The 22373-nt window shown below is 72.7% G+C and carries 16 protein-coding genes; 7 read left to right on the forward strand and 9 right to left on the reverse strand.

Features of this window, described 5'->3' with window-relative positions; genetic code table 11:
- Positions 1 to 77: 77 nt before the first annotated feature.
- Both AB852_RS02015 and AB852_RS02020 read right to left on the reverse strand, forming a co-directional pair.
- Positions 78 to 1619, reverse strand: a complete 1542-nt coding sequence (locus AB852_RS02015) for a DEAD/DEAH box helicase (protein WP_073782954.1) — start codon at positions 1617 to 1619, stop codon at positions 78 to 80.
- 349 nt (positions 1620 to 1968) lie between these two features.
- Complete coding sequence (locus AB852_RS02020; RefSeq protein ID WP_073782956.1) at positions 1969 to 2172, reverse strand: cold-shock protein; 204 nt, start codon at positions 2170 to 2172, stop codon at positions 1969 to 1971.
- A 742-nt stretch (positions 2173 to 2914) separates the two neighbouring features.
- On the opposite strand from AB852_RS02020, the gene cbiE reads away from it, so the two are divergent.
- Complete coding sequence (gene cbiE / locus AB852_RS02025; protein WP_079184230.1) at positions 2915 to 4276, forward strand: precorrin-6y C5,15-methyltransferase (decarboxylating) subunit CbiE; 1362 nt, start codon at positions 2915 to 2917, stop codon at positions 4274 to 4276.
- A complete protein-coding gene (gene cobM, locus AB852_RS02030) occupies positions 4273 to 5037 on the forward strand; it encodes a precorrin-4 C(11)-methyltransferase (RefSeq protein ID WP_073782958.1) in 765 nt (254 codons plus the stop codon). Before cbiE ends, cobM begins: the two co-directional genes overlap by 4 nt.
- 483 nt (positions 5038 to 5520) lie before the next feature.
- Here cobM and AB852_RS02035 read toward each other — a convergent pair whose 3' ends face one another.
- Positions 5521 to 6252, reverse strand: a complete 732-nt coding sequence (locus tag AB852_RS02035) for a DUF6236 family protein (protein WP_143201163.1) — start codon at positions 6250 to 6252, stop codon at positions 5521 to 5523.
- Between the two features lie 282 nt (positions 6253 to 6534).
- On the opposite strand from AB852_RS02035, the gene AB852_RS39495 reads away from it, so the two are divergent.
- Positions 6535 to 6678, forward strand: a complete 144-nt coding sequence (locus AB852_RS39495) for a hypothetical protein (RefSeq protein WP_178390924.1) — start codon at positions 6535 to 6537, stop codon at positions 6676 to 6678.
- A 167-nt stretch (positions 6679 to 6845) separates the two neighbouring features.
- On the opposite strand, the gene AB852_RS02040 is transcribed toward AB852_RS39495, so the two are convergent.
- Positions 6846 to 8507 carry an alpha/beta hydrolase gene (locus AB852_RS02040; protein ID WP_073782962.1) on the reverse strand — a complete coding sequence of 554 codons (1662 nt, stop codon included), beginning with the start codon at positions 8505 to 8507 and terminating at the stop codon, positions 6846 to 6848.
- Positions 8508 to 8862: 355 nt separating this feature from the next.
- On the opposite strand from AB852_RS02040, the gene AB852_RS02045 reads away from it, so the two are divergent.
- Positions 8863 to 10086, forward strand: coding sequence for a helix-turn-helix domain-containing protein (locus AB852_RS02045; protein ID WP_073782965.1), 1224 nt, complete (start codon positions 8863 to 8865; stop codon positions 10084 to 10086).
- Between the two features lie 1051 nt (positions 10087 to 11137).
- On the opposite strand, the gene AB852_RS02055 is transcribed toward AB852_RS02045, so the two are convergent.
- A complete protein-coding gene (locus tag AB852_RS02055) occupies positions 11138 to 12094 on the reverse strand; it encodes a pirin family protein (RefSeq protein ID WP_073782967.1) in 957 nt (318 codons plus the stop codon).
- A 165-nt stretch (positions 12095 to 12259) separates the two neighbouring features.
- Entirely contained in the window at positions 12260 to 13486 is a 1227-nt protein-coding gene (locus tag AB852_RS02060; protein WP_079184231.1) for a glycosyltransferase family 4 protein, read from the reverse strand.
- An 853-nt stretch (positions 13487 to 14339) separates the two neighbouring features.
- Here AB852_RS02060 and AB852_RS40455 point away from each other — a divergent pair.
- Entirely contained in the window at positions 14340 to 15569 is a 1230-nt protein-coding gene (locus AB852_RS40455) for a histidine kinase (RefSeq protein WP_073785263.1), read from the forward strand.
- Positions 15566 to 16279: a response regulator gene (locus AB852_RS02070; protein ID WP_107499159.1), complete on the forward strand. Its 714-nt coding sequence runs from the start codon at positions 15566 to 15568 to the stop codon at positions 16277 to 16279. The genes AB852_RS40455 and AB852_RS02070 overlap by 4 nt, the downstream gene beginning before the upstream one ends.
- Positions 16280 to 16439: 160 nt before the next feature.
- Here the strand turns inward: AB852_RS02070 and AB852_RS02075 are convergent, their stop codons facing one another.
- The 3 genes from AB852_RS02075 to AB852_RS02090 all read right to left on the reverse strand — a co-directional run bounded on the left by AB852_RS02075 (position 16440) and on the right by AB852_RS02090 (position 20721).
- The gene (locus tag AB852_RS02075) at positions 16440 to 16805 is read right to left on the reverse strand and encodes a PH domain-containing protein (protein ID WP_073782969.1); all 366 of its coding nucleotides are present in this window, start codon (positions 16803 to 16805) and stop codon (positions 16440 to 16442) included.
- 262 nt (positions 16806 to 17067) lie between these two features.
- A complete protein-coding gene (locus AB852_RS40460; protein WP_245876576.1) occupies positions 17068 to 18741 on the reverse strand; it encodes a DUF11 domain-containing protein in 1674 nt (557 codons plus the stop codon).
- A 279-nt stretch (positions 18742 to 19020) separates the two neighbouring features.
- Positions 19021 to 20721: a sigma-70 family RNA polymerase sigma factor gene (locus AB852_RS02090; protein ID WP_073782971.1), complete on the reverse strand. Its 1701-nt coding sequence runs from the start codon at positions 20719 to 20721 to the stop codon at positions 19021 to 19023.
- Between the two features lie 194 nt (positions 20722 to 20915).
- On the opposite strand from AB852_RS02090, the gene AB852_RS41275 reads away from it, so the two are divergent.
- Positions 20916 to 21944 carry a CAP domain-containing protein gene (locus tag AB852_RS41275; RefSeq protein WP_073782973.1) on the forward strand — a complete coding sequence of 343 codons (1029 nt, stop codon included), beginning with the start codon at positions 20916 to 20918 and terminating at the stop codon, positions 21942 to 21944.
- Positions 21945 to 22373: the final 429 nt, after the last annotated feature.

Below are 22373 nucleotides of genomic sequence, written 5' to 3' on the forward strand. Positions count from 1 at the left end.
ATGCCTCACAGGTGGATGAGAGGGACGTTCCTGGCGGGATTGCTGAGAAGGGCGGCTTCCTGATCGATGCCCAGGGACTAGGCAGTCTTCCCGTACGACGAGCGCCGCGCGCCACCGGACGAGGACGAGGACGAGGACGAGCGACGGGCGCCCGGACCGGGACGCCGACGCCCGCGCGAGGTGGTGGCGCCGCGCTTGGGACGCTCCACCGCGGGCGCGGCGATGACGACCGGGACACCCGACGGGATTCGGGCACCGGTGATGCGGCTCAGCTCCTCCTCACCCGGGCGGACCTGCGCGGTGTTCGGACGGATACCCGCGTCGGCCATGAGACGTGTCATGTCACGGCGCTGGTCCGGGGTGACCAGGGTGACGACGCTGCCCGACTCACCCGCACGGGCCGTACGGCCACCGCGGTGGAGGTAATCCTTGTGGTCACTGGGCGGATCGACGTTGACGACGAGGTCCAGATCGTCGACGTGGATACCGCGCGCCGCGACGTTCGTCGCCACGAGCACGCTCACATGACCGTTCTTGAACTGGTCCAGGGTGCGGTTGCGCTGCGGCTGCGACTTGCCACCGTGCAGCGCGGACGCCCGCACCCCGACGCTCAGCAGGTGCTTCGTGAGCCGGTCCACCGCGTGCTTGGTGTCCAGGAACATGATCACCCGGCCCTCGCGCGCCGCGATCTCGGTCGTCGTCTGGTGCTTGTCCTCACCGCGGACGTGCAGGACGTGGTGCTCCATCGTGGTCACCGCGCCCGCCGACGGGTCGACGGAGTGGACGACCGGGTCGCTGAGGTAGCCGCGCACCAGCTTGTCGATGTTGCGGTCGAGCGTCGCGGAGAACAGCATCCGCTGGCCCCCGGGCATCACCTGGTCGAGCAGTGCCGTGACCTGCGGCATGAAGCCCATGTCGGCCATCTGGTCGGCCTCGTCCAGGACGGTGATCCCGACCATGTCCAGCCGGCAGTCGCCCCGGTCGATGAGGTCCTTCAGCCGGCCCGGGGTCGCCACGACGACCTCGGCACCGCCGCGCAGCGCGCTGGCCTGCTTGCCGATGGACATACCGCCCACGACCGTGGCCAGCCGCAGCCGCACCGAGCGGGCGTACGGGGTGAGCGCGTCGGTGACCTGCTGCGCCAGCTCACGCGTCGGCACCAGCACCAGGGCCAGCGGACGACGGGGCTCGGCACGCCGCCCGGCGGTCCGGGCGAGCAGCGCGAGACCGAACGCGAGGGTCTTGCCGGACCCGGTGCGTCCGCGGCCCAGCACATCGCGGCCCGCGAGGGTGTTCGGCAGGGTCGCGGCCTGGATCGGGAACGGGGTGGTCACACCTTCCGCGGCCAGCGCGGCCAGCAGCGGGGCGGGCATGTCCAGATCGGCGAACGCCTCGACGGACGGCAGCGCGGGCGTCACCGTCACCGGCAGCGCGAACTCCTTGCGCCCGGCGGGGCGGCGACCGCCGCCGCCACCACCCGAACGGCTCGGCGCGCCGGAGCGGCCACGGGACGCGCCGCCGGAGCCACCGAAGCCGCCGGAGCGGCCGGTGCCACGGCCCGCTGCCGCGGCACCTTTACGGGCACGGGAGGATCGGTCGTTGGTACGTGTGCGGTTCATGGGGAACCTTCCTCGATGTGGCACGTATCGAGGAATTCCCGCAGCGATGAACAGCGCAGAGAATTGCAAGAACGAGCCAGTGGAAAAGCGAATGCGAATCCGTCCGGCGGGAAATCCCAGCGGGCTCGGAATCGGAAGTGCGGTACGTGGTCCGGGCCGGGAATCCGGGGTACGGGCCACGGGAAGCGCTGGTCTGTCGAGTGGCGTCCGGTGCGGTGCGGCGGGCCGGGCATTCCAGGAGCGCCACGAGTGGGGCGGCCCCGGGCCGGCGGCTGGGCCGCGTTCCGGAACGCAACGAGCTGGGGCCCGCACCCCAAGGTACGGGCCCCAGCTGCTGTACGCGTGATGATCAGGCGGGAACGATGTTCTCCGCCGTCGGGCCCTTCTGGCCCTGCGCGATGTCGAAGGTCACCTTCTGGCCTTCCTGAAGCTCACGGAAGCCCTGGGTGGCGATGTTCGAGTAGTGGGCGAAGACGTCAGCGCCGCCGCCGTCCTGCTCGATGAAACCGAAACCCTTTTCGGCGTTGAACCACTTCACGGTGCCAGATGCCATGTCAAATCTCCTTCGGGGCAGTGCCCGGCGTCCGCACTGTGCGGACGCCGTGTCGCCGCGATGATTGCCCCGCCCGGAAAAAAGCACCGGAAATACAGAAGTGCTCCCACCGGCAGTCAACACCAGTGAGGGCACTTGAAGTTTTTGGGAACCACAACTGCAACTTCGTCGACAGTAGCACGCCAGGATGGCTTCCGCACTGTCGATATTTCCCCGTGCCCCGCCACCGGCATTCCCCGGACCATGCGCGGGCCCGTTTTTCCGCGCCTTCTCGTCGGAAACGGTTCGTTCCCGAGCCAATATGTGATCCCACCCACGTACCCACCCGGCCCGGACACCCCGGCGATGCGGGAAAGTGCGCGACCACGTGCGATCGACACGTGTTCGGAGCGGGTCCGGTGTGTGTTCGAGGTGTGTTCGGCGTGCGTTCGGCAACGGTTCGGTGCGGGTCCCGGGGGGCCGGGGGTGCCGAGTGGTCGGGGGTGCGGTCGGTCGGGGGTGCGGTGGGGGGGCCTGGGCCCGGGTCCGGTACGGGCTGGGGGCCGGGCACGCTCCGGTTCGCCGCCGGTGACCGGGGACGGTGGGGCGGGCAACAGTGAGGCGGACCCGGACCCCGGACCGGGGCATCGGTGCACGGACCCGGGCATCGGCGCACGGGCGTGGCGGGAGGCCCGTTCCGCCCGCGGGGATCCGCCCGCCGACCGCCGCCGGACCGCGGACCGCCGCCGGATAAAGTGCGGCGGTGACCCCCGAGCAGCCCCGTCCCCCCGCCGTCGTGACCCCCGCCGTCGTGACCCTCGTCGGCATCGGCCCGGACGGCTGGCAGGGTCTGGCCGAAGCCCCCCGCGCGGCCCTGCGCGCCGCCGGGACCGTCCTCGGCGCCCCGCGCCAGCTCGCGCTGCTCCCCGCCGAGTGCGCGGCGGAACGCGTTCCCTGGCCTTCCCCGCTGCGACCCGCCGTCCCCGGTCTCCTCGCGGCCCACGCCGGACGCCGGATCGTGGTCCTCGCCAGCGGCGACCCCATGTTCCACGGCATCGGCCGCGCCCTCGCGGAGATCGTCGGCCCGGCCGGCCTGCGGGTCCACCCGCACCCCTCGTCCGTCTCGTACGCCTGCGCCCGCTTGGGCTGGCCCGTCGAGGACACCGACGTGGTCTCGGCCGTCGGCCGCCCCGTGGAGCGGCTCGCCGCGCTGCTCCACCCCGGGCGCCGTGTCCTGGTCCTCAGCGCCGACGCGGACGGACCCGCGCGGGTGAGCGAACTGCTGCGGGAGCGCGGCTTCGGCCCCAGCCCGGTCCGGGTGCTCGAACAGCTCGGCGGCCCGGACGAGCACATCACCGCGCCCGCCACCGCCGACGACTGGTCCCGCCCCCCGGGCGACCCCCTCAACATCGTCGCCGTGGAGTGCGTCCGGGCGCCCGACGCCCTGCCCCTCGGGACGGTGCCCGGTCTGCCGGACACCGCGTACGAGCACGACGGCCAGCTCACCAAGCGCCATGTCCGCGCGGCGACGCTCGCCGTACTGGCGCCCGAGCCCGGACAGCTGCTCTGGGACATCGGCGGCGGCTCCGGTTCCATCGCCGTCGAGTGGCTGCGGGCCCATCCGTCGTGCCGGGCGCTCAGCGTGGAACGTGACCCCGAGCGGGCGGCGCGGATCGTCCGCAACGCGCGTGCGCTCGGTGTCCCGGGGCTGCGCGTCGTCACCGGGGCGGCACCCGCCGCGCTCGACGGGCTGCCCGCGCCCGACGCGGTGTTCATCGGCGGCGGACTGACCTCGGCGGGACTCCTCGACCGCTGCTGGGACGCGCTCGCTCCCGGTGGCCGGCTCGTCGCGAACACCGTCACGCTGGAGTCCGAGGCCCTGCTGGCGGACGCCCGCCACCGGTACGGCGGGGAACTCGTCCGGCTCGCGGTCGCCCACGCGGTGCCCGTCGGCCGCTTCACCGGCTGGCGCCAGGCCATGCCCGTCACCCAGTGGTCCGTACGGAAGGCTCCCCCGGGGGCGTCCGACGGAGCGCCCGGGGCGCGGCACGGCGAGGAGCCGCCCCACGCACAGCGAAAGACCCAGGAACAGCGGGAACAGCGGGAACAGGGGGACGGCTCATGACCGTGCACTTCATCGGCGCGGGGCCCGGGGCGGCGGATCTGATCACCGTGCGGGGCGCGCGGCTGCTCGCCTCCTGCGGGGTCTGTCTGTACGCGGGGAGCCTGGTGCCCCGTGAGCTGCTGGCGGAGTGCCCGCCGGACGCGCGGCTGATCGACACGGCCGATCTCACGCTCGACCGGATCACCGAGGAACTGGTGCGGGCGCACGGGGAGGGCCACGACGTGGCCCGGCTGCACTCGGGGGACCCGTCCGTGTTCAGCGCGGTCGCCGAGCAGATGCGGCGCCTCGACGCGGCGGGCGTGCCGTACGAGGTGGTGCCCGGGGTGCCCGCGTTCGCCGCGGCGGCGGCGGCGCTCAAGCGGGAGCTGACGGTGCCGACCGTGGGGCAGACCGTCGTACTGACCCGGGTCGCGCACCGGGCCACGCCGATGCCGCCGGGGGAGGACCTGGCGACGCTGGGGCGCAGCGGCGCGCTGATCGTGCTGCACCTCGCGGTGCGGTTCGTCGACCGGGTGGTCGAGGAGCTGCTCCCGCACTACGGGGCGGAGTGCCCCGTCGCGGTGGTCGCGTACGCGAGCCGTCCGGAGGAGGTCGTGCTGCGGGGCACGCTGGGTGACATCGCGGGGCGGGTGCGCGAGGCGGGTGTCCTGCGGACGGCGGTCATCATGGTGGGCCGCACGCTGGGCGCGGAGCAGTTCCCGGACAGCTATCTGTACAGCGCGGGACGGGACCGCGGAGGGCCGCCTTCGCTTGCGCCCTGAGGTCCGTCCGGCGGGACGCGCTTCGTTCCTGTGCGGTCGCTCGTCGTTTTCGCGCGGTTCCCCGCGGGTCGCCTTCGCTTGCGCTTCCCAGGTCCGTCCGGCGGGACGCGCTTGTCCCTGTGCGGGTCGCTCGTGGGGTGCGCGGTTCCTCGCGCCCCTGGGTACTCGGTGCGGGGCGTACTTCGTTGCTGTGCCGTCGTTCGGTGGTTTCGCGCAGTTCCCCGCGCCCCTTTGGGGCGCGTTCTGCTGTCTTTCGGGTCGGGGCCGGTCGGGATTCTCCGTCCTCGCTCCAACGCGCTCGGTCGGACGTCCCTCTTGCCGTACTGAAGAGCATCGGAGTCTGCGGGCAGAGATTCCCGCCCACCCCCTTGCGTAGCCGGGCGACTGCGCGAGGAGGGTGGTTCAGCCCCTGCCTCGGTTGCTGACAGCCCGCAACCTGACGGCCGCCTCAAGAGGCTCATCGACTCCCGACTGAGGTGTGTCTCAGACGGAGGTTCCCGTGGCCCGGCCGATGCCGCGCATCACCCGCTCGTGGAGCCGCTGGGGCTGGAGCCCGCGTTCGACGCGGAGGAGGTAGGCGACCGGTTCGGCGTTCATCCGGGCGTCCCGGGCCACCGCCGCGTTGCGGCGCAGCGAGGCGATCCCGAGGACGGCCGCCGCGGCCGTGGCCAACGGCTGCCCCGCCGGGACACTACCGGCGGCGAGGCTCGCCGCCGCGCCCAGTTCGACCTTGGCGCCGAGGGAGCTGAACGCTGTGTCGATCCTGAGTCCCCGCATGGCCTTGCGAAGGTCCTCCAGCGGTGCGGCGAAGGATTCGGTGACCTTGAGAGTGAGATACCTCTGCCGGGCTTCGGCGTCCTCGATCGCGCCAAGGGATTCCCGGAAGTCCGCTGCGGCCGAGCTGACCGCGTGTGCGTAGGCGTCGAACTCGGGGCCGTGCCGCTCTCGCAGCCGGATGATCTTCTCGACCGGGACGTCGTCAAGGTCTTCCGGGACGACGAGCCGCACCGACATCAGCCCGATGGCCTCCTCGGCGTCCTCGTTCGGGCGTCGGGCGGCGGGATACGGGTCCAGCAGTACGGCGGCGACACGGGCCGCGTCCCAGCCGTGCGTCCCGTGGGAGTCGGACTGGTCGGTGAGCGGGGGGGATGTACGGGTAGTACAGACCGATCCGCCGCATCGAATCCTGTTCCTCCTCGCTGGATACCTGCTCATCGGTCCCGGTGACCGGGCCGCTCGGCCCGCAGATCGTATCCAGCGGGACGCGAGGCCCCAGTCCGCTGGTTCCCCATGGCGGCCGGAGCGGTACAGGCAGTCGCCCGTACCGCCTCCGCTTCCACGTCGTTCCCAGCCCGGGGATCAGCCAGGCAATCGATGCGATCCGGACCCAAAGGCGCAGTAATCGGCCGGTTGCGGCGGTACGTGGGGCGATGTGCCGTGTGGGATCGGGACCATGGCTTCGCCAGGGCACACCTCCGACCGGATCAAGGGGGACGAATGGGTATTCAGGTCAAGTGCGGATCGACCGACACCAAGACGGGCAAGCGGTGCCGGAACAAGGCGATGATCGGCTACTCCCGCTGTCAGAAGCATCGGGGTCCGTGGACCCCGCCGCAGCAGAAGAAGACCAAGAAGCGCTGATCCCGGGCCGCCGCCGCACGTCCCGCCCGCTTCGGCGGCCGTACGGCGGCGGCTGGGCCGCGAACCGAGGCCCAACGCGTCAGCTCACGGATCTCATCCGGGCACGGGCGGGTACTCGCGGCCCGCGTCGATGTCCGTCACCCGTCGGCGTCGGGGCACGGGGCGGCTCAAGGTGCCGTCCGGTTCGGTGGGGCGCAGGTGATGTTCGTGGGTGGGAGGGTTCCGTCGCGGAAGTAGGTGTTCACCGTGCGGTCGGCGCAGGGGACGGGGCGGTGTCCGTCGGTGGCCCGGCCGTAGACGCCGTGGGTGCGGAGGTCCGTCGTGACCAGGCGGGAGCCGGTGAGCCGGCGGTGGAGGGCCAGGGCGCCCTCGTACGGGACGTTGTTGTCGCGGCGGGCGTGCAGCATCAGCAGGGGGACGTCGTTGGCGACGGCGGTGCCCGGTTCGCGGGGCTCGGTGCCCCAGAACGCGCACGGGGCGATCATGCCGTTGACGTACGGGCCGAACACGGGCTGGGTGGCGCGGCTGTGGACGCTGTTGCGCCAGTACGTGCCGGGATCCTCGGGCCAGCCGCCCGCGGGCCAGCCGCCGTCGCCGCACATGTAGATCGCCCCACCGGTCATGGCGCCGTCCAGTTCGGGCGAGGTCAGGAGTCGCAGTACGGATTCCAACTCTGGGCCTGGGGTGGCCAGTTCTCCGTTCGACGCGGCGACCAGGTCACGGACCAGGGCGGCGAGTACGGGGTCGTTCTCCTCGTGCTGGACGGGCTGCTTCAGCAGCATCCGCAGCAGCGGGGCGTCCAGCCGCTGTCCGGCCACCACGACCGGACGGCGTTCGGCGCGGTCCAGCAGACCTTGCACGGCTGCCCTGACCTGGCCGGGTGTACGGCCGAGCCGGTACGTGCCGTGGTGGCGGGCGGCCCACGCGGCCCACTCGTCGAGACCGGATTCGGCCGGCGCGCCCGACCGCTGGAACAGCTCGTACTGGGTGGCGGCCGGATCGGTGCCGGAGTCGATGACCATACGGCCGGTGCGGCGGGGGAACATCTGCGTGTAGACGGCTCCCAGGTCGGCGCCGTACGACACCCCGTAGAACGACAGCCGCCGCTCACCGAGGACGGCCCGGATCAGGTCCATGTCGCGGGCGACGTTACGGGTGGAGGCGTGCGGAAGCAGCTCCGCGTTGTCGCCGTGGACCTGGCAGCGGCGCGCGGTGTCCCGCGCGGACCGTACCGACCGCTCGTAGTCCTGGCGCGGGGACGTCACCTCGGGCGGTGGCGTCGGTGGTCCGGGCGGGGCGCAGCTGACGGGGGTGCTTCCGCCGAGGAACCGCGGATCGAAGCCGATGAGGTCGTAGCGGTCCGCCGCGTCCCCTAGGGCGGGCCGCAGGGCGAGGGCGTACGCGAGTCCGGTGCCGCCCGGACCGCCCGGGTTGGACAGCAGGATGCCGGACCGGCCCTCGGGGGACCTGGCCTTGATCCGGGACACCGCGATCCGGATCGTCCGGCCGCCGGGATCCGCGTAGTCCAGCGGAACGGTCACCTCCGCGCACCGCGCGCCCGCCTCGTTTAGCTCCCGCTGCTCCGCCGGGCACGCTGCCCATGCCAGTCGCTGCCGGGCGAAGTCGGCGACGGTGCGGGTCGGTTCGGCGGGCCCGGTGCGGGTGGGCCCCGTGCCTGCGGACGCCGTGGACCCCATAGTCGTGGACCCTGGCCCGAGGGCCACCGCCCCGGCGGGTGCCGCGCGGACGGATACACCGCCGCTGGATACGGCACCGGATAACAGGACGGCCAGGCCGAGACCGGCGGTGGCGGTCAGCGCGACACGCATGGGGAGGCTCCTCGGGTCGGTGCCCCGCGCGACTCGTACAAGGGCGCGCGGCGGTAGGGGAGTTACGGGAGCGACCCTAGGAAGCGGTGCGGTACCGGGGAATCCGGCTGGCAGGTGGGGTGCGGCTGGTGCTGGCTCCAGTACGGGCGCGGTGAGGGTCGGCGGTGACGGTCGGCACCACGGCCATGGATAACGCGTGTTGACGAGGCGGCAGCAGGTGAAGTCGCTGTGCTTCAGGCCGTCGGGCTGCCGAAGCCGGGAGCGGGTGACGGCCCCGGGGCGGGAATCCGTTCGCCGTGATCCCGGAGCCGACCGGGGGTACCGTTTCGGGTGTCGAGTCCAGAATGGAGCCAGTATGCCCGACAGCAATGACGCATACATCGGCGCACGCATCGCGGAGCAGCGCAGACTCGCGCACCTCACACAGCGCGGTCTCGCTGCGTCAGCTCATGTTTCTCACAGTTTGCTCAGCAAAGTGGAGAGCGGTCACAGGCCCGCTTCACCCGCCCTGGTCGCGGCCTGCGCCCGCGCATTGGGTATCGAAAGCAGCGTCCTGGCAGGGCAGCCATTCTCGGGCGAGCAGCGCGAAGACCGTTTCGACGCTCCTGTCGCCGCCATTCGCGCCAGTCTGGAGAACTGGGATATCCCGCTCGAAGACGTGACTCCCCCACGTCCGCTCCAAGACATCGCCGTGGACGTCGAACTCGTCGGTGATCACCGGCGCTCCGCGAACTACCTCAAGACGGCGCTCGACGCCCCCCGACTCATCGACGAGTTGGTCGAGTCGTCGCACCAGGGTGAGGGGCGGCACAAAGAGCGCGCGCATCGGCTGCTCGCATACACCTATCGCTGCGTGCACGATGTCGCCTACAACCTGGGGCACATCGATCTGGGCAGCAGCATCCTGTCCCGGATGGGCTTCAGCGCGGAACGGTCCGGCGATCCGTACATGGTCGTCCTCACGTCCTATTTGCGCGCCCAGTCGTGCTTCAACACCGGCCGTCATGAGGTGGGACTGCGGTTGATGAGCCGTGCGCTCGCCGACGTGGAGGAGGATGCGCGGCGCGGGAACCGGTCGGCTCTCTGCGTCCAGGGCAATCTCCGACTGCGATCGGCGATGCTGGCCGCGAGGAGCCGTCCGGCCGGGAAGTCGCAGGCGGACAACGCGCGGGCCCAGTGGAACGAGGCATGGGATACCGCGAAGCTGCTCAAGGGGGACGTGCAGAACTACGTGATGTCGTTCGGTCCCACCAACACGCGCATCCATCAAGTCGCCATAGAGGTCGAGCTCGGCAACTACGGGAGTGCCGTCAAGGCATCCGAGAACCTGCGGTTTCCCGACGAGTTCCGGGGCGCATATCCGGATCGGGTCGGCCATCACTACATCGACTTGAGCCGTGCCCAGTTGTGGACGGGAGACCGGTCCGCCGCGTTCGCGTCGCTTCGCGAAGCCCGCTCGGTCGCACCGCAGCAGACGCGGTATCACCCGCACGTACGGGAAACCGTTCATACGCTGCGCCGCGCGGACCGGGCCCAGAACGAATCCTTGTCGAACTACGCACGCTGGCTGGGTCTTTAGGACTTCGCTCACGGTGAGGGGGGTTTCACACTTTGTGCAACCCCCCTCACTTGTTCCTCGGCACGATGGCCGGTGAAAGACCCCCGCGACGGGGCGAACCGTCCGGGGGCGTGGCCATCAACCAGCTGGAGTTGACGACGCTGTGAAGCGTATCGGACTGATCTTCGAATACATGGACGCCCGGCGGTGACCGGTGAGGAAGGGGTGGTGCCCCCGGCGTTTGTGCGGTTGAGCGGTGCAGGGTCGGCGCGACTGCTGCCGTGGTCGTCCTCGGACGGGAACCCGTGCTACCTCGTGACGGACAACGGTGACGGGTACCTGTCGAGGGTCGCGGACAGCATCGAAGCCTCGCAGCTCGACATGGCGGCCCGACTCCTCTCGCACGCGGAGGCGCTGGTGCGGGAGCCGAAGGCGAGTGCCCGGGAGTTGCGGTACGTGGCGGCACGGCTCGTGGAGTCGTTGCACGAGACGTTGAGGGTTGCGCGCAGCCGAGGTGGGCGGCTGCCACGCCCCGTCGAACCCTTCCACTCGCCGGATGGCGGGCCGGTCCCCGGTAACGGGGACTGCGCGGGGCCTCCGGGCGCGCCGGGAGGGTGAGGGTGTCGGAGACGTCCCCACCGGTGCCGTGCGCCCCGTGCGTGGTCGCCCGGATCATGGGACACCCCTGGAGCGCGCACCGCTGTCATGGGGTCACCAGGATGCGGTTGTCGGGACTGCGCCTGCGGCTACGGCCCTTCGGCCGAGGGCGCGCGTGCCCATGTCCGTGTGCCCGGGGCGGTGCCCGTTGAACGCTCGGATGCGGGTGGCGTCAAGGAGGGGCCCGACCCCGTACCGGCGTACCGGCCGAGGGTGTTGGCCCGCACGGCGCGAGCCCTCTTCGGGGCCTTTGCCCGACGGGCCGGGGGCGGAGTTCTCCGGGAGCCGTGAAGCACTAGCCGTGAACCGCGAGCCGTGAACCGCGAGGCATGGGGCGCGCGGCATGGGTGGGCGCGGGGCATGAAGAAGGCCCCGGCCGGGTTTTGCCGGGCGGGGCCTCTTCGGGGGTGCTGGACTACATTCCGTGGACCGCCGGGATCGTGCCGAGGCGGCCCTTCTGGAAGTCGTCGAACGCCTGCTGGAGTTCTTCGCGGGTGTTCATGACGAACGGGCCGTAGTGGGCCATCGGCTCGCGCAGGGGGCGTCCGCCGAGGAGGACGACCTCCAGGTCGGGGGTGTGGGAGTCCTGGCTGCCGTCCGCGCGGACGGTGAGCGAGGAGCCGCTGCCGAAGACGGCGGTCTGGCCCAGTTCGACGGGGCGGTGGTCCGTGCCGACCGTGCCGCGGCCCGCGAGGACGTACGCCAGGCCGTTGAAGTCCTTGCGCCACGGCAGGGTGATCTCGGCGCCCGGGCGGATCGTCGCGTGGACCATCGTGATCGGGGTGTGGGTGATGCCGGGGCCGCTGTGGCCGTCCAGCTCACCGGCGATGACACGCAGCAGCGCGCCGCCGTCGGGTGTCGTGAGGAGCTGGACCTCGCCGCCGCGGATGTCCTGGTAGCGGGGGTCCTTCATCTTGTCGGCGGCGGGCAGGTTCACCCAGAGCTGGAGGCCGTGGAAGAGGCCGCCCGACTGCACCAGCGACTCCGGCGGCGCCTCGATGTGGAGGAGGCCCGAACCGGCCGTCATCCACTGGGTGTCACCGTTGGTGATGGTGCCGCCACCACCGTTGGAGTCCTGGTGGATGAAGGTGCCGTCGATCAGGTACGTGACGGTCTCGAAGCCCCGGTGCGGGTGCCACGGCGTGCCTTTCGGCTCGCCCGCGGCGTAATCGATCTCGCCCATCTGGTCCATCATGATGAACGGGTCGAGGTACTTGTAGTTGATTCCGGCGAACGCCCGGCGCACCGGGAAGCCCTCGCCCTCGAAGCCACTCGGAGCGGTGGTCACGGCGAGCACCGGACGCGCCTCGGCATCCTTCGGCGCGATCACGCGGGGCAGGGTCAGCGGGTTCTCAACGGTCACAGCGGGCATGGTCGGTACCTCCTTCTGAGCCTGAGTTTAGTTGAATGTCGAACTTTCTGCCACCCGTAACGTGCCGCGGGCGCGCGGCATTCCCCCGCCGTTCGGTCTGTTGTGCGAACCGGGCGTCGCTGGACCGTAGCATTCGGTGCCCATCTGGTCACCGTCAGGTATCGGTCAGGGCCGGGCGAGCAGTTCCCGCAGCACCTCGTACGAGCGGTCCCAGTTCCACTCCTCGCGCACCCAGGCGCGGCCCTTGCGGCCCATCTCCGTGGCCAGCTCGCGGTCCCGCAGCAGTCGGACCACGCGGTCGGCCACCGCGGCGACCGAGCCGCCGTCGACCACGTACCCCGTCTCCCCGTCCCGCACGGTGTCCGGCGCGCCGCCGGAATCCCCCGCCACCACCGGCAGGCCCGACGCCGCCGCCTCCAGATAGACGATCCCCAGCCCCTCCACCTCCAGCCCCCGCTTACGGGTCCGGCACGGCATCGCGAAGACGTCCGCCGCCGCGAAGTACGCGGGCAGCGCGCTGTGCGGATGACCGCCCGCGAAGACCACGGCCTGAGTCATGCCCTCCCGGGCGGCCAGCCGTCGCAGATCCGCCTCATGGGGACCGTCCCCGACCAGCAGCAGCATCGCGTCCGGCACCACCCGGCGGACCCAGGGCATCGCCCTGATCAGGGTGTCCTGGCCCTTGCGCGGGATCAGCCGGGACGCGCACAGGATCACCGGCCGGTGGGCCAGCCCGTGCCGCTCACGGACGCCGCCGCCGTGCTCCCCGGGCCGGAAGACGTCCGCGTCCACCCCCGGGACCAGCCGGACGACCTCGGTGTCCGCCGGCAGCGCGGCGGTGATCGGGCGGGCGGTGGCCTTGCCCAGGGTGGTCACGGTGTCCGCGCCCTTGCCGATCCGGCGCAGCAGGCCCCGGGCGCCGGGTGTCCTGGCCCACCAGACCTCGTGCCCGTGGGTGGTCGCGACGACACTGCGGACGCCCGCCTCCTGGCGCAGCCGCCGGGCCATCAGCCCGAGCGGCGCCGCCGCACCGAACCAGACGCTGTCGCAGTGGTACGCCCGCGCGACGGCCACGGCCCGGGCCGTGGCCTCCGGGGTCGGCAGCAGCGTCCGGGTGGTGGCCCGCACCACCGGATACGGAAGTGCGGCGTCGTACGCCGCCGCGTCGGGGTGCGACGAGGTCAGGACCACGACCTCCTCCGGAGGGAAGCGGTCGGCCAGCGCGCCGACGAAGGTCTCGATGCCGCCCTGCCGGGGCGGGAAGTCGTTCGTGACGATCAGGGTGCGGGGCCTGCGCGTCCGGTCGGGAGGGGTGCGGTGCGTGCCCGGCGACAGGTTCGGCGGGATGTGGCGTGTGTCCGGTGACGAGTTCGGTGACAAGTCCGGTGCCATGTGCGGCGACGCGTCCGATGGCTTGGCCGGCGACGCGTCCGACGACCGGTCCCGTGGCCGGTTCGGCGAGCTGGTCGGCGGTATGGGGGGCGTGGGGGGCATGGGTACTCCGGTCTCCGGTGCTGAGCGCTGCTGAGGGTGTCCCGGCGGCGGGTTCGCGATGTTTCACGTGGAACAGCGCTGGCGGTCCGGGTGGGGCGTGGCGTGGGTGGGGAGGAGGCAAGAGGGTTGCTGGGCGCGTGGGTTGGGCGGGGTGCGGGGGGTGGTCGCTCCGGTGGCCGGGAGGGCGCGGCGGGGGCGTCCGCTCGTCTCCGTCGAGGCTAGGAATCCTCGGTGCGCGGGGCGTCAGCCGACGGGTCGCCTCCGGACCTCAACCCGTGGTGTGACGTCCGGGCGGGAGGTCAACCCGTACGGTGACGCGTGCTCCGGCGGCGTCACGAAGAATGGGGGCGTACCGGTCAGCAGCTACCCCAGGAGGGGAGTCTTGGTTCCCGCACCACCGAGCCCGGAGCCCGGCCCGGCCCGCCGTACGGAAGGCCGGTCGGTCGCGACGGCGGGGCACCGGACCACGACCGTCGTGTCGGGAGGCCCGGTCCGCCGTACGGAACTCGTTCCGAAGGGCGCGGCGCCGCTGGTCCCGCCCGGTCGCGCCGTACGGTTCGCCGCCCGGCCGGAAGGTCCTCCACGGTCCGCCCGAGCGCGGGACGGTGTACGGGTCACCTCGTCGGCGGACGGCCTACGGGCCACCTCGACCGGGGGCGGCGTACCGGTCGCGCGGTCGGTGGGCGGTGTGCGGGGCGTCGTCCCGGGGGCGTGGTGGGGCGTCGGGCGGGGGAAGCGGCGGGTGGCGGGGCTGCCGGGGGTGGCGGGTGCGGGTCCGTCGGCCGGAGGTCCGCGTGGGCTCGTGGCGCGGCTGCGGGACTGGACGGCCGGGTCCACCTACCCGGTGGTCACCGGGCTGCTGCTCACCGCGCTCGCGTTCCTGGAGTTCGTGGCGTACCCGCCGGACTCCCTGACGATCGCCCTCGGGGTGCTCGTCTCGGCCGTCTGCCTGGTGTGGCGGCGGTCGTTCCCGCCGCTCGCGGTGCTCGCCGTGGCGGCGGGGATGACCGCGTTCGCCGCCGGGCAGAGCCTGTACCTCGTCACGATCGTCAGCGGGCTGGTCGGGCTGTACACCCTGGCCCGGCACCGGGTGCAGCGGCCATGGGTGCTGGTGCTCGCGGGGACGCTCGGCGCCGCCGCCGTGAACGTCGTCCACATCGCGTCCTGGCCCGAGGTCAGCGGACTGCCGGTGCCGGAGATCGGGGCACCCGGCTCGCTCGGGCTGTTCGCGGAGACCTTCGTACTGGCCGTGGTGATCGTCGGGGCCGTGTCGATGGGCGACGCGGTACGGACCCGGCGGGAGGCCCGGCGTGAGCGGGTCCTGTCCCAGGCCAAGGTGATCGCCATGGAGCGGCGGGAGGCGGCGGCCGAGGAGCGGACGGCCATCGCCCGCGAACTGCACGACATCGTCGCGCACTCGGTCTCGATGATCGCCGTCCAGGCGGAGAGCGCCACGTACACGACCCCCGGGCTGAGTCCCGAGGCGCGGGACGGGTTCCAGCAGATCGCCGGGACCGCCCGGGCGTCGATGACGGAACTGCGGCGGCTGCTCGGGGTGCTGCGCACCCCGGGCGGGGAGATGCCGCAGATCGCGCCGCAGCCCACCCTCGGCCATCTGCCCGAACTGCTCGACCAGCACCGCGCGGTGGGCGAGGACGCCGTGCTGCGGGTGACCGGCGAACGGGTCGTGCTGCCCGCGGGCTGGGAGCTGTCCGCGTACCGGATCGTGCAGGAGGCCCTGACCAACGTCCGCAAGCACGCGTCCGGGGCACGGACCCTCGTCGAGGTCGACTACGGCACCGACCGGCGGCTCCTGCTGCGGATCACGGACGACGGGCCGGGATACGCGGTGGACGGACCGGGCGCGGGAGGCCACGGGCTCACCGGGATGCGGGAGCGTGCCGCGCTCGTCGGGGGCTCCCTCACCGCGGGCGCCGGGCCGGACGGGGGCTTCGTGGTGGTCGCGGAACTGCCGTGGTGAGCGCCGGGACGGAGTACGGGGAGGCGGACGGCGCGCGCCGGACGGTGATCCGTACCGTCGTCGCCGACGACCAGGCGGTCGTGCGTACCGGGTTCGTGAACCTGCTGTCCACCCAGGACGACATCACGGTCGTCGGGGAGGCGGAGGACGGGGAGCAGGCGGTGCGGGTCGCCGCCGGGACCCGGCCCGACCTGGTGCTGCTCGACATCCGGATGCCGCGGATGAACGGGATCGAGGCGGCCCGCGAGATCCTCGCCGCCTCCGACGGCACCACCAAGGTGCTGATGCTGACGACGTTCGGGCTGGACGAGTACGTGTACGACGCGCTGGCCGCCGGGGCGGGCGGGTTCCTGCTGAAGGACGCGACCTTCGCGGAACTGCTGCACGCGGTACGGGTGGTGGCGCGCGGTGAGGCGCTGCTGTCACCGGAGATCACCAAGCGGCTGATCGGGGAGTTCGTCAGCAGCCGGGCGTCCCGGCCGCCCGCGCGGGGCACCGACGAGCTGACGGCCCGGGAGGAGGAGGTGCTGGTCCTGATCGCCAAGGGACTGTCCAACGCGGAGATCGCGGTCCGGCTGACGATCACCGATCACACCGTCAAGACCCATATCAACCGCCTCTTCGCGAAGCTGGGTCTGCGGGACCGGGCCCAAGCGGTCATCACCGCGTACGAGTTGGGCCTAGTGCGGCCGGGCGGCCCCGGTGCGTGAGGGTACGTGCGAATGCGTACGGCGACCGGTCCGGTACGTACGACGGCCGGTCCGGAACGTAGGACGGTGTGTCCGGGACGGCGCGTCCGGGGCGGGACGCACGACGGCCGGGCGGGTACGGGACCCGGCCGGCCGTTCGATCCCTGCGTGACGGGACCGACTAGCGCGTCACGAACTGGGTGAGTATGCCCTGGACCTCGTAGATGTCGACGCCCTTGGTGAAGGTCTTCTGGATCGGCACGGGGTTGCCCGAGACCCAGAGCTTCAGCTCGGCGTCGAGGTCGAAGGTGCCCGCGGTCTCGACCGCGAAGTGCGTGATGCTGCGGTACGGGATCGAGTGGTACTCGACCTTCTTGCCGGTGATGCCCTGCTTGTCGACGAGGATCAGCCGGCGGTCGGTGAAGAGGATCGCGTCACGCATGATCTGGTAGGCCGCGTGGACCTGCTCGCCGTGGCCCAGCAGCTTGCCGTAGTCCTGCGCGGCCTGGCCCGGGTCGATCGTGTGCGCGTTTCCGAACAATGCCATGGTGGCCCCCCACTGGGTCGTTTCATGCGATTTATGGACTGTACACCGATACCATGCGGTCAGTGGGGAAAAGAGTGGCTGCCCCCGTCGCCGCCACCGCACCGCATCGGACGTCCCTGCGGCACCTCTGGCCGATGCGCGCCTCGTCAGTGAAGCACGGCACCAAGCCTGTGAACACAGTTGTCCGCTGATTTCTGCGAAACATCTGTGAACTCGATTGGCCGGGCCGGTCGATGACCGGCCCGGCGGTCGGTTCCGGTGGTCAGTCCCGCGGGCCCTTGGCCGTGTGCGCGGCCGTGTCCTTGAGGGTGTCCCCGACGGGCTTCTCGGCCTTGTCCTTGTCCTTGGCCTTCACCTTGCCGTGGGTCGTGCAGCGCGCGTCACGGCTGCCCTCGGGGCAGTTGCTGCCGGGGATGTCCGAGACGACGGTGTTGTCGAGCTTGAGGTTCCCGAAGGTACGGGCGTTGACGGTGACACTGAAGGTGACCGTGGCGCTCGCGCCCGGTGCCAGCGCGCCGGACCAGAACAGCTCGGGGTTGTCGTACCGGACGGTGCCGCTGGTGGCCCGGGCGTCACCGTTGTAACGAGCGTCGTCCAGCAGACGGCTGAGGTCGTCGGTGATCGAGGCAGGGTCCCCGGCGGTGTACGCGAGGGGCCCGTCGTTGGTCACCGTGATCGTGTACGTGACCTTGGCGCCGGGGTCGACGGTGGCGGGACCCTCCTGCCTCTTGGTGATCGTCAGGTCCGCGACCCGGGTCGTGGCGGTGCTGGAGTCGTTGGCCGGGTTGGGGTCGGGGTCGTTGCCGCGCACATTCGCGGTGTTGACGAAGGTGGGGGTGCCCGGTCCGGCGGTGCCGGTGACGGTGACGTCGGTGTGCGCGCCCACGGCCAGGGCGCCCCCGGCGCAGGAGAGGTTCCCGCCGGTGACCGAGCAGCCGGGGGTCGTGGTCGCGGCGTCGGTCAGCCCGGCCGGGATCTGGTCCGTCAGGGTCCAGCCGGAGGAGGGTCCCGGGCCGTGGTTGGTCACCCGCAGCCGGTAGGTGACGGTCCCGCCGGGACGGACGGTCGCGGGGCCGGTCTTCACCACCCCGAGGTCGGTCGCCGCGACGAAGCACGAGGTGGCGTCCACATTGCCGGACACCGCGACCGTGGTCTGCGTGGAGAGCAGCCGGAACACCGGTGTGAGCGGGTCGGTGACGGAGACCCGGCGCAGCAGCCCGGCGTTGTCGAGGAACCCGAGGTCGCCGTTGCCGTAGGTGAAGGCGCCGCCGTAGCCGGTGACGGACGGGGGGACGACAGCCGCGTACACGGTGACGGCCCCGGTCGCCGGGTCGATCCGGGTGAGGGCGCCGGTGGCCGACACGCCCCACAGATATCCGCCGCGGTAGGTGAAGTCGTCCACCCCGCCGAGGTTCTGGCTCAGCGTGACGGTCGTGAACGTCCGGGTGTTGACGTCGATCCGCTGGAGGAGGTTGTCCGAGCCCCCGGCGACATAGAAGTTGCCCGCGGTGTCGAACGCGCCGGCGGTGTAGGCGCCGAGGCCGAGGATCGGGGTGGGGAGCCCCACGGTGCCGAGGTCGGTGACCGCGCCGGCGTCGTCGATCCGCAGCAGGTTCCAGCCCGGACCCTGGCTCCTGATCGCGTAGGTGTAGCGGTCGGCCGGGTTCAGCCCGATCGCGTCGTAGCGGGCGCTCGGCGGACCGATCGGGGTGAAGGAGAGCCCGCCGGTGACGGCGACGCCCCGGTGGAGCTGGGTCGTCTCCAGCCCGGCGGACAGCAGGATGTCACCGGCGCAGCTGAACGGGGCACGTGGTGCCGCGCCCGGCGCGGGGGCCGGGGCGGACGGGGTGGCGGACGCGGTGGCCGGAGCCGTCGCGCCGGTCACCACCGTGAGGACGGCCAGCGCGGAACACGCGCGTGCCAGGAGACTTCGCATGCGGGTACGCCTTTCCTGCCATGAGCGGGAGCGACGGCAGGCAGGGCGGACCTGTACCGCCGCCCGCCGCGCACGGGACGGATGCCCGGTCCCGGTTCTCCCTCATCTGTACGACCATCCGTACGACAAGACGACCGCGCGTGGGCGGCGCCGCACCGTGACTGTCCCTCCGCTGCCCGCCCCGCATTCACCCGCCCGGCCGTACCCCGGCTCTGTCCGACCGGGTTTCGGTCCGGCCCGGCAGTACCCGGTCCGGCCTGGTGGGGAGGGCGGCCCGGGTCAGCGGGGTGCGGCCAGTACCTGGGTCCACCAGCGTTCGCCGTGCGCCTCCACCAGGCCCACGCCCACCTCCGTGTAACGGCAGTTGAGGAGGTCGTCACGGACCCGGCCGCGCGCCCAGTCGTCCAGCGCGGCGGTGGCGCTGCGCGGTCCGTAGGTGCTCAGCTCCGCCACCGCCGACCACCGGTAGCCCGCCGCCGTCACCCGGTCCCCTATGCCACGGCCCTCGGCGTCGACGACGCTGATGTCCCGCCGCTCGGCCATCCGCGCCGCGTCCGCCCGTGCCACGGCGGTCAGCCGCGCGCTGACCCGCAGGGCCGGGCAGTCGGCGCGTCCGCGCAGCGCGTCGGCCCCGTTCACGAGCTGCCGCTCGGGGGTGAGGCCGACGGGCCGGGCGGTGGTCCGGGACGGTGCGGGTGCCGGCGCTGGGGCCGTCGTGCGCGGCGGGGTACGGGCGGGGGTGGGTGACGGGGTCGGGGACGGGCTCCGGTCCGGGGTGACCGTCACGGAGGCCGGGGGCGGGGCGGCCACCGGTCCGGAGGGCGGTGCCGGGGCCACCGGCGGGGCCGGCCGTGGCGCGGGCTCGGGCGCGGGCCACGGGAACACCAGCAGGGTGACGGTCACGGCTGCCGCGGCGGCGGCCGTGACCGTCAGCGCGGCGCCCTTCGACCAGCCCGTCGCGGGAGCGGCGGCCCCGAGGACGGCACCCGGGTCGAGGGGGACGGCGGTGGTGGCACCGGTGGCGGTGACGGGGTCGAGGGGGACGGCGGTGGTCGTACCGGGGTCGGCGGGGAGCAAGGTGTTCGGGCCGGGGTCACCGGGGAGGACGGTGTTCGCGGGGTCACCCGGGAGGGTGGCGTCGGTGGCGGGGTCCGTGGGGCCGGAGGGGAACCCCGGGTCCGGGAGTACGGGCAGGGCCGGGGACAGCGGCACCACCAGCCCCACCCCGCTCAGCAGCCCCTCCACCGGCAGGAGGTCGGCCGAGCGGTCGGCGCAGTCCGGGCAGTCACGGGTGTGCCGGGCGATCCGCTTGCGCCACAGCGGGCCCGGACGGCCGTCCCAGGTGGCCGTGAGGCCGGTCAGCCCGGGGCACGGACGGGCGGCGGCCAGGGCGCGGACGACCGCCCGGCCGATGTCGAGCTGCGCCTTGACCCGCTGCACCCGCACCGAGACATGCCGCCGGGGCAGCCCGAGGGCCGCGGACAGATCGCCGCGGGTGAGCTCCCCGGCCGCTTCGAGCCACCACAGCGACAGCACGTCCCGGTCGTCGGGGTCGAGCCAGCGGGTGGCCTCCGCGACCTCGCGGCGCTGACCCGAGAGCCGCAGCCGCAGGATCGTCAGCTCGGTGAAGTCGGCGACCGCGGAGACCGGGTGGCCGCGCTCGCCGAGTTCCTGGAGGGACGCCGTGCGGCGGCGGTCGGCGGCCGTCCAGCGGCGGCGCACCTGGTTCATCGCGATGGCCACCAGCCAGGACCGGAACCGCTCCGGCTCCCGCAGCCCGGACAGTCCTCCGAGGGCGCGGAGCATGGTCTCCTGCACCACGTCGTCGACATCGGCGTGCCCGTCGAGCGCGCGGCCGACGACGTTGTACACGAGGGGCAGATACGCGGCGGCGAGCCGGTCACGGGCCGCGCGGTCACCCCGCTGGGCCGCGACGACCCACCCGGCGCACTCACGGTCGTCCGTGTGCTGAGCCTGCATGATCGATTCCTCCGGCCGTCGGACGTACGTGCCCCCGCTCGGAGACCCCCCGGCGGCCCACAGGACAACACGAACGCGGGAAGCCTCCGCTATGAGGCACGTCACACTCCCGGTTTCTGTTATACGGATGGGGAGTTCGGGTCTCCGGAGCACGGGACCGGAACACCCGGGCCACTCACCACGAGGACCATCGAGTGAACGACGAGTCTGATACGCCGACCGCGCCGGACGGACAGCGGGGCACCGCGCACGGCGGTACGGGACACGACGCGGTGCGCGGCGCGCGCCGCCGGGGTACGGGGCACCGGCGCGGGCACGGCAGGCGCGGGCGGGTGCGCGGGCCCGCGCGGGCCCGGGTCTGGGGCGCGGTCGCGGCCGTCGCGGTGCTGGGCGCCGGGGGGCTGGGGACGTCGCTGCTGTTCGGCGGTCCGACCGAGGCGTCGGCGGGGCGGCCCGCGGCGAGCGTGGTGCCCGGGGCCACGACCGTGGAGCCCCTGAAGGCGCCGAAGGCCCCGTCCACCCCGTCCCGGCCCGGCACGAAGCCGTCCCCCGGCGAGCCGTCGGCCACCGCGCCGTCGCCCGAGCCGCCGCCCCCGGCCGCCACCGCCGGGAAGCCGACCGGCGGTACGGGGTCCGGCGGGGGCGGGAACGGGCACGGTACGGAGGGCGCGGGCGGCACGGGTACCGGTGGTGCCGGCGGTAGCGGCGCTGCCGGCGGCTCCGGCGGTACGGGGACGGGGGGCGGTACGGGGGGCGCGGACCCGGAGCCCGCGCCCCGGGACCCCGCGCCGGAGGCTTCGCCGCGGGAGTCCGCGCCGCGTGCCACTCCGTCGCGGACCGCCGGGGCGGTCACGGAGGTGGCGGCGCTGGTCAACACGGAGCGCAACGCGAACGGGTGCAAGGACATCACCACGGACGCCCGGCTGAACCGGGCGGCGGAGGGGCACTCGCGGGACATGGCGGAGCGGGACTACTTCGACCACACGTCGCCCGACGGGCGGGGCGTGGGGGACCGGGTCACGGCGGCGGGGTACGAGTGGTCGGCGGTCGGCGAGAACATAGCGATGGGGCAGCCGACGGCCGTGGCGGTGGTCGAGGCGTGGCTGGACTCCCCCGGGCACCGGGCGAACATCCTCAACTGCGAGTACACGCAGATGGGGTTGGGGGTGGACACGTCCGACGGGGGGCCGCGGTGGACCCAGGTCTTCGCGGCACCCCAGTAGGCCGCGTCCTCGTCGGAGCCGGGCGTACTTGTTCCCGCACAGGTCGCTCGTGGGGTGCGCAGTTCCCCGCGCCCCTGAAGGGGCACCCCTCTCCTCTCGCAGTCGCGCTGCTACGGGAGGGGGTGGGCGGGAATCTCTGCCCGCAGACTCCGATGCTCTTCAGCAGGACACGAGGGACGTCCGACCGAGCGCGTTGGAGCGAGGACGGAGAATCCCGACCGGCACCGACCCGAAGAACCCGCCGGATGCGCCCCAAAGGGGCGCGGGGAACTGCGCAAAACCCACGAACGACGGCACAGCAACGAAGTACGCCCCGCACCGAGTACCCAGGGGCGCGGGGAACTGCGCGAAATCGACGAGCGACGGCCCAGGAACAAGTGCGCCCACCCGGACAGACCTGGGAAGCGCGAGCGAAGGCGTCCCGGTCAC

The organism is Streptomyces uncialis (assembly GCF_001905345.1).
GTDB lineage: Bacteria > Actinomycetota > Actinomycetes > Streptomycetales > Streptomycetaceae > Streptomyces > Streptomyces uncialis.